The sequence below is a fragment of the Micromonospora maritima genome, from assembly GCF_902825405.1.
Lineage (GTDB): Bacteria > Actinomycetota > Actinomycetes > Mycobacteriales > Micromonosporaceae > Micromonospora > Micromonospora maritima.
In genome coordinates this window covers 1-7,542 of record NZ_CADEAU010000265.1, presented here as the reverse complement: position 1 = coordinate 7,542, position 7,542 = coordinate 1, and the positions used below count along the sequence as shown (strand labels likewise).

Here is a 7,542-nt window from a genome sequence, read left to right as displayed (position 1 = left end):
TCGACAACCTCGCCGACTGGATCGCCACCCGCGGCTACAGCACCAGCTGACCCACACCACCGACAAGGGCCCGACCCCACCACCGGGGTCGGGCCCTTTGTCAGCGTTCGGTCGCCCCGACCGGCTCGGCCTGTTCGGGCGTCTCGACCGGGCCCAGCCGCTTCGCGCGGCGGCGCAGCCAGGCGGTGCTGACCAGGCCGGCCAGCACGGCGAGCACCAGCCCGGCCCAGGAGATGTCCTTGAGCCAGTGCTCGGCAGCGCGCCCGACGTAGAACAACAGGTAGGTGGTGCCGAAGGCCCAGACCAGACCGCCGGCCGCGTTCGCCACCAGGAACCGGCGGTACGGCACGTGCAGCGCCCCGGCCAGCGGGCCGGCGAGGATGCGCAGCAGCGCGACGAACCGCCCGAAGAAGACCGCCCAGACGCCGTGGCGGGCGAAGCTCTGCTCGGCGCGGGCCAGGTGCGCGGGGCCGAGGTGCTTGGGGAAGCGCCGGCCCAACCGTTGGAGCAGCGGCCGGCCGCCGCGGCGGCCGACGGCGTACCCGATGGAGTCGCCGACGATCGCGCCGGTCGCGGCGGCGATCGCCACCCACTCGGGTTGGACCACCCCGGTGGCGGCGAGCAGGGCGGAGCTGACCAGCACGATCTCGCCGGGCAGTGGGACGCCCATGCTCTCGACGCCGATCACCCCGGCGACGATCAGGTAGATCACGCCCGGGGGTAGCGCGGAGAGCCAGTGCTGCACGTCGACCACGCACCGACCCTACCCGCGCGAACCCGCCCCCGCGGGGCCCGACGGACACGTGTGGAACCGCCGCCGGCCGGGAACCCCCTGCGCGTCCCGCCCGCTGGCACGAGGTTGCGCGAATAGCAAGACGGACGTACGGTTTTGTACAGACCGACGCAGGTAAGTGTCGCCTAAGCACGGCGGCGCCCGGGTCGGTGCGACAAACTGCTCAGGACTACTCACGGTCGCTGGTGTGAAGGAGTACGACGTGGCGAGCCTCGACACCTTCGGTGCGAAGACCCAGCTACGCGTCGGAGACGCGAGCTACGAGATTTTCAAGATCGGCAAGGTGGAGGGGCACGACCGACTGCCCTACAGCCTGAAGATCCTGCTGGAGAACCTGCTGCGGACCGAGGACGGCGCGAACATCACCGCCGACCACATCCAGCAGCTCGGCGCGTGGGACCCCACCGCCGACCCGAGCGTGGAGATCCAGTTCACCCCGGCCCGGGTGCTGATGCAGGACTTCACCGGCGTGCCCTGCGTGGTCGACCTGGCCACCATGCGCGAGGCGGTCCGCGACCTCGGCGGCGACGCCACCAAGGTGAACCCGCTCGCCCCCGCCGAGCTGGTCATCGACCACTCGGTCATCGCCGACCTGTTCGGCCGCGAGGACGCCTTCGAGCGCAACGTCGAGCTGGAGTACGAGCGCAACAAGGAGCGCTACCAGTTCCTGCGCTGGGGCCAGACCGCGTTCAACGAGTTCAAGGTCGTCCCGCCGGGCACCGGCATCGTGCACCAGGTCAACATCGAGTACCTGGCCCGTACGATCATGGAGCGCAACGGCCAGGCGTACCCGGACACGGTCGTCGGCACCGACTCGCACACCACCATGGTCAACGGCCTGGGCGTGCTGGGCTGGGGCGTCGGCGGCATCGAGGCCGAGGCCGCGATGCTCGGCCAGCCGGTCAGCATGCTGATCCCCCGCGTGGTCGGCTTCAAGCTCTCCGGCGAGATGCCGGCCGGCACCACCGCCACCGACCTGGTGCTGACCATCACCGAGATGCTGCGCAAGCACGGCGTGGTCGGCAAGTTCGTCGAGTTCTACGGCCCCGGCGTGAGCGCGGTGCCGCTGGCCAACCGCGCCACCATCGGCAACATGTCGCCGGAGTACGGCTCCACCGTGGCGATCTTCCCGATCGACGCCGAGACCGTCCGCTACCTGGAACTGACCGGCCGTGACCCGCAGCAGGTCGCGCTGGTCGAGGCGTACGCCAAGGAGCAGGGCCTCTGGCACGACCCGAACCACGAGCCGGAGTACTCGGAGCGCCTGGAGCTCGACCTGAGCACCATCGAGCCGTCCCTGGCCGGCCCGAAGCGCCCGCAGGACCGCGTGCCGCTCGGTAGCGCCAAGACGCTGTTCCGCTCGGCGCTGACCGACTACGTGGCGGCCGACGAGACCGGCGGCGACCCGGGTCGTAAGCCGGGCGTGCCGCAGCAGGAGAAGCCGTTCGGCACCGACGGCCCGGCCGACGAGGCCAGCGCCGAGTCGTTCCCGGCCAGCGACGCCCCGGCCAACGGCGTCAACGACCCGGCGGACGCGCCGCGCGACCTGGAGACCGCCGCCGTGGGCGCGGGCGGCCGGGCCACCAACCCGGTACGCGTGACCGGCGCCGACGGCGTCGAGTACGAGCTGGACCACGGCGCCGTGGTGATCGCCGCGATCACCTCCTGCACCAACACCTCGAACCCGCAGGTCATGATCGGCGCCGCGCTGCTGGCCCGCAACGCGGTGGAGAAGGGCCTGGCCCGCAAGCCGTGGGTGAAGACCACGCTGGCCCCGGGCTCGAAGGTCGTCATGGACTACTACGACCGCTCCGGCCTCACGCCGTACCTGGAGAAGCTCGGCTTCAACCTGGTCGGCTACGGCTGCACCACCTGCATCGGCAACTCCGGCCCGCTGCCGGAGGAGGTCTCGGCCGCCGTCAACGAGGGCGACCTGGCCGTCGTCTCGGTGCTCTCCGGCAACCGCAACTTCGAGGGCCGGATCAACCCGGACGTCAAGATGAACTACCTGGCGTCCCCGCCGCTGGTGGTCGCGTACGCGCTCGCCGGCACCATGGACATCGACCTGGCCAACGAGCCGATCGGTGAGGACTCGCAGGGCAACCCGGTGTACCTGCGGGAAATCTGGCCGAACACCGCCGAGATCCAGGACGTCATTGCCTCGGCGATCGGCGCCAGCGGCTTCAGCTCCGCGTACGCCGACGTGTTCGCCGGCGACGAGCGCTGGCAGTCGCTGCCGACCCCGACCGGTGACACGTTCTCCTGGGACGGCGAGTCGACGTACGTGCGTAAGCCCCCGTACTTCGAGGGCATGCAGCAGCAGCCGACCCCGGTGCAGGACATCGCCGGCGCGCGGGTGCTGGCGAAGCTGGGCGACTCGGTGACCACCGACCACATCTCCCCGGCCGGCTCGATCAAGGCGGACTCCCCCGCCGGCAAGTACCTGGCCGAGCACGGCGTCGCCCGGCACGAGTTCAACTCGTACGGATCCCGCCGAGGCAACCACGAGGTGATGATCCGGGGCACGTTCGCCAACATCCGGCTGCGCAACCAGCTCGTCCCGGGTGTCGAGGGTGGCTTCACGGTCAACCACCTCACCGGCGAGCAGTCCTCGATCTACGACGCCTCGATGGCCTACCAGGAGGCGGGCGTCCCGCTGGTCATCCTGGCCGGCAAGGAGTACGGCTCGGGTTCGTCGCGGGACTGGGCGGCCAAGGGCACCATGCTGCTGGGCGTCAAGGCGGTCATCGCCGAGTCGTACGAGCGGATCCACCGCTCGAACCTGATCGGCATGGGCGTCCTGCCGCTGCAGTTCCCGGTGGACACCACCGCCGAGTCGCTGGGCCTGACCGGCACGGAGACGTTCTCGATCAGCGGCGTCACCGCGCTGAACGACGGCGACACCCCGCGCACGGTGAAGGTCACCACCGACACCGGCGTGGAGTTCGACGCCGTGGTCCGCATCGACACCCCGGGTGAGGCGGACTACTACCGGCACGGCGGCATCCTGCAGTACGTGCTGCGCCGCATGATCGCCAGCTGACCTTGGTTGTAAGGAAGGGCCCCTTTTTAACAGCTCGCTGTTAAAAAGGGGCCCTTCCTCTACCCCAGGCGTTAACAAGGGGCCCTTCCTTACAACTCAGCGCAGCCGGAGGGCGACGGCGCGCGCCTCGGCGTCGGTGAGCGGCAGGAACCACAGGAAGCGCCGCACGATCGCGATCGGATCCGGGCCGTCGGGTCGGCCGCGCAGGTCTCGGATGGCCTGCCGGGTGATCCGGGAGAACTCGGGGATCATCGTGGCGCGACGGGCCGTGTCGGTGGGCGCCGCCCGCAGGGTCGGGCACGGCCAGGGCTCGCCGCAGCGGTCGCAGCGCCAGGCCGGACCGCACGCGCGGTGGCCGGTCAGCGGCAGCACCACCCGGGGGTACGCCGATGTCGGTGTCGGTTCGGTCATGCCTCCACCGTGCCGAGGGTGCCCGAACAATCACACAGCGTTGTGTAATCTCCTTCGGACGGTTGCTGCGGACCTTCGAGCTGGCCTGGGTGCCGGGCCTGTTGCAGACCGAGGCGTACGCCCGGGCGACGTTCCTCGGCCAGCCGCTCACCGCCGACGAGGTGACCGACCTGGTCGCCGCCCGGCTGGACCGGCAGGGCGTCCTGCACCGGCCGCGCGGGCCGCTGTTCGTCGCCGTGCTCGACGAGCAGGTGCTGCGCCGCGCCGCCGCCGGCGACCGGGCGCTGATGGCCGCGCAGGTGACCCACCTGCTCGTCTGCGCCGAGCTGCCGAACGTGCAGCTCCACGTGCTGCCGGTGGACACGCCGACCTATCCCGGGCTGGACGGGCCGTTCGTCATCGCGGAGCTGCGCGACGGCAACCGGGTGGCGCATGTTGACAGCCAGGCCCGCGCGCAGATCATCGAGCAGCCCTCGGAGATTGCTACCCTGGAGCGTCGGTGGGAACGCATCCGGGGCGAGGCGCTCCCCCGCGCGCGGACCCTGGAACTGCTGAGGGAAGTGGCGGCGGCATGGACCTGAGCGGCGCCCGGTGGCGCAAGAGCACCCGCAGCGGCGGCAACGGCGGCAACTGCGTGGAGGTCGCCGGCAACCTGCCCGGCGTGGTCGGCGTCCGCGACTCGAAGGACCCGGCCGGCCCGGTGCTCACCTTCAGCCCGGCGGCGTGGACCCGGTTCGTAACGGCACGTCGGCACGAGATGAGGCCGCTGACCTGATCAGTGCCAGACTCGCGAACCGCTGGATTCTCAGCGACGGCTGAGTGCCGTTCGCCGGTCGGCCGTAGAGGCCCGCCGGGTCGATGTGCTGGTCGGGTTCGCGCGGGCGTAGGCGTAGCGGTTGCCGGTACGCCGGCTCCTTCCTCGTCCCCGTCGACGCCTCGCCGTCCTCCCGACCTAGTCCGTCGACTCCAGCACGGCCTTGAGCCGCGCCAGGTCGGCCTCGACAAGCGCGGTGTCCCGGGCGAAGTCGGCGTCGCTCATGCCGGGGCCGCGGCGCAGGCTGAACACCACCTCGGTGCCGTCGCCGTCCGCGACGGCGCGCAGCGGCACGTACACCGTCTCGCCGGACGGCGTCCGCACCTCGTGGTCGAGCACCCCGAAGTCGTTGGCCGGCGCGAACGTCAGCCCGGCCCGCCCTTCGGGGGTGTCCACGAACCAGTCGTCACCCTCGCGCGTCACCGAGGCACCCAGGCCGGGCGCCCAGCGGGGCAGGTTCGCCGGGTCGGACGCGAACGCGTAGACCTCCGCGACCGGACGGTCGATGTGCACACTGAGGTGCCGGGACTGCGTACCCACGCCGCCGATGATGGCATGCCCGTCCGGCCGGGGCCACGACCGAGCCGGTCGCCGCATAGGGTGCCGGGCGTGGGACTCGACGCGTTCGTGCACTGCCGGTGCTGGCAGGACGGCCTGGCCGCGCCGTGCCCGGTCGGGCCGGTCGGCTACGACGACGAGGGCTGCCTCGCCCTGCTGCCGACCGACGGGTACGACGCCGCGGCCGAGAACGCCTTCTACGCCTGGATGGCCGAGGACGCCTGCCCGCACCGCCACATGGAGCTGGTCAGCGAGGGCCTGGCCAACTGGACCGGGGTACGCATGTTCCAGCAGGCGCTGCGCGCGGCCGGGGCGGACCGCTTCCCGACGCTCCTCGCCGGCCTGCCCGACGGCAACGACGGCGGACTGACGGTCGAGCAGGCGGCGACGGCGCTCACCGAGCTGGACGCGTTCCGGGACGGCCGGATCGCCGACGAGACCGCGCTCGTCAACGAGGCGACCGGGGAGGTGGTCATGCAGTACATCGAGAGCTACCGCGGAGTCTTCATGTACGGGCCGGGCTGGCACGCCGGGGTGGAGCCGGCCGGGTTCTTCGTCGTCGACACCGCCGCGCAGCCGCCGGTCACGCTGTTCCGCGCCACCCGGCTCAGCCAGCGCGTGCTGCCCGAAGGCCGGCTCGACCTCGTCGGCGACGACGGGACCCGGGCCACCGTGACGATGAGGCCGGTGGGCGCGCACGACTCGCCCCGACCCGAGCGGCTCGCGGTAGTGACCCGGCCCCGGTGCGCCGACGACTACGCCTACATCGTCGAGCCGCTGCGCCGGCTCTGCGCCGCGTCGGTCGCCACCGGCAACCCGGTCATGTGGTGCTGACCGGGCCGGTCACCACGGCACCACGCCCGCGTCCTCGAAGAAGCCGCCGGTCGGCCCGTCGTCGGGCAGCGTCGCCAACCGGACCGCGACCGCCGCGCCCTGCTGCGGCGTCCGCACCCCACGGAAGCCGTTGAGGTCGGTCGCGGTGAAGCCCGGGCAGGCGGCGTTGACCAGGATGGACGTGTCGGCCAGCGCCCGGGCGTACTGGACGGTCACCGCGTTGAGCATCGACTTCGACGGCGCGTAGGCCACCGACAGCGGCCCGGTCTGGCCCTCCCCGGCGGAGGCGCTCTGCCGGGTCAGCGAGCCGACCCCGCTGGACATGTTGACGATCCGGGGCGACGCCGAGCGGCGCAGCAGCGGCAACATCGCCTCGGTGACCCGGACCACGCCGATGACGTTGACCTCGACCGCCGCCCGCACGGTCGCCACGTCGGCGCCGCCGGGCTGCTGCGGCATCCCGCCGGTCACGCCCGCGTTGTTGACAAGCACGTCGAGGCCGCCGGCCTGCTCCTCCACCAGGCGCGCGGCGGCGGTCACGCTCGCGTCGTCGGTCACGTCCAGCGGTACGCCGAACGCGTCCACGCCGTCCGCGCGCAGCGCCGCCACCGCGGCCTCCCGGCGCCGCTCGTCCCGGGCGCCGACCCCCACCCGCCAGCCGAGCGCCCCCAGGCCGGCCGCGATCTCGTACCCGATTCCCTTGTTCGCGCCGGTGACCAGCGCGACGGTGCGTTCGCTCATGCGGTCGATCCTGGCCGTGCCGCGATGGACCGGCCAACACCGTCTCGGTAGCGTGCGATACCCGCCGGGTATCGATCCGGGGGTACGGTGGCCGGGTGGAGACACGGGAGCTGCGCTACTTCGTCGCGGTCGCCGAGGAGCTGCACTTCGGCCGCGCCGCGCGCCGGCTCGGGATCGCCCAGCCCCCGCTGTCCCGGGCCGTCCGCCAGCTCGAACGGCGGCTCGGGGTGACGCTGCTGGACCGCGACCACCGCAGCGTGGCGCTGACCCCGGCCGGCGCGGTGCTGCTGCACGAGGGGCGGGCGGCCCTGGACGCGGAGATCGGAAGAGCGTCGTGTAGGGAAAGAG

The 7,542-nt window shown here is 72.2% G+C and carries 7 protein-coding genes and 1 pseudogene; 4 read left to right on the top strand and 4 right to left on the bottom strand.

Translation table 11 applies throughout. The features are described 5' to 3' along the window. Positions 1–100: 100 nt before the first annotated feature. Positions 101–754, bottom strand: coding sequence for a DedA family protein (locus HUW36_RS21130; protein ID WP_174529752.1), 654 nt, complete (start codon positions 752–754; stop codon positions 101–103). Between the two features lie 226 nt (positions 755–980). Here HUW36_RS21130 and HUW36_RS21125 point away from each other — a divergent pair, with 226 nt between their 5' ends. Then, the gene (locus HUW36_RS21125) at positions 981–3,836 is read left to right on the top strand and encodes an aconitate hydratase (RefSeq protein ID WP_174529751.1); all 2,856 of its coding nucleotides are present in this window, start codon (positions 981–983) and stop codon (positions 3,834–3,836) included. A gap of 96 nt (positions 3,837–3,932) precedes the next feature. On the opposite strand, the gene HUW36_RS21120 is transcribed toward HUW36_RS21125, so the two are convergent. Then, positions 3,933–4,247, bottom strand: a complete 315-nt coding sequence (locus HUW36_RS21120; protein WP_174529750.1) for a hypothetical protein — start codon at positions 4,245–4,247, stop codon at positions 3,933–3,935. Positions 4,248–4,312: 65 nt separating this feature from the next. Here HUW36_RS21120 and HUW36_RS21115 point away from each other — a divergent pair. Continuing rightward, positions 4,313–4,828, top strand: a pseudogene (locus HUW36_RS21115) (DUF5753 domain-containing protein); the annotation flags it as partial. Continuing rightward, a complete protein-coding gene (locus HUW36_RS21110) occupies positions 4,819–5,022 on the top strand; it encodes a DUF397 domain-containing protein (protein WP_174529749.1) in 204 nt (67 codons plus the stop codon). The pseudogene HUW36_RS21115 and the gene HUW36_RS21110, both read left to right, overlap by 10 nt. Before the next feature lie 177 nt (positions 5,023–5,199). Here HUW36_RS21110 and HUW36_RS21105 read toward each other — a convergent pair whose 3' ends face one another. Then, positions 5,200–5,601 (bottom strand): SRPBCC family protein, encoded by a 402-nt coding sequence (locus tag HUW36_RS21105; protein WP_217428844.1) that lies wholly within the window; start codon positions 5,599–5,601, stop codon positions 5,200–5,202. Between the two features lie 69 nt (positions 5,602–5,670). On the opposite strand from HUW36_RS21105, the gene HUW36_RS21100 reads away from it, so the two are divergent. After that, positions 5,671–6,453 (top strand): hypothetical protein, encoded by a 783-nt coding sequence (locus tag HUW36_RS21100; RefSeq protein ID WP_174529747.1) that lies wholly within the window; start codon positions 5,671–5,673, stop codon positions 6,451–6,453. A gap of 9 nt (positions 6,454–6,462) precedes the next feature. On the opposite strand, the gene HUW36_RS21095 is transcribed toward HUW36_RS21100, so the two are convergent. Continuing rightward, complete coding sequence (locus HUW36_RS21095; protein ID WP_174529746.1) at positions 6,463–7,194, bottom strand: SDR family oxidoreductase; 732 nt, start codon at positions 7,192–7,194, stop codon at positions 6,463–6,465. Positions 7,195–7,542: the final 348 nt, after the last annotated feature.

Bases quoted from the DNA above. Each gene is read 5' to 3' on its own strand.
- HUW36_RS21120 (WP_174529750.1), bottom strand. From the start codon at position 4,247: ATGACCGAACCGACACCGACATCGGCGTACCCCCGGGTGGTGCTGCCG.
- HUW36_RS21110 (WP_174529749.1), top strand. From the start codon at position 4,819: ATGGACCTGAGCGGCGCCCGGTGGCGCAAGAGCACCCGCAGCGGCGGC.
- HUW36_RS21095 (WP_174529746.1), bottom strand. From the start codon at position 7,194: ATGAGCGAACGCACCGTCGCGCTGGTCACCGGCGCGAACAAGGGAATC.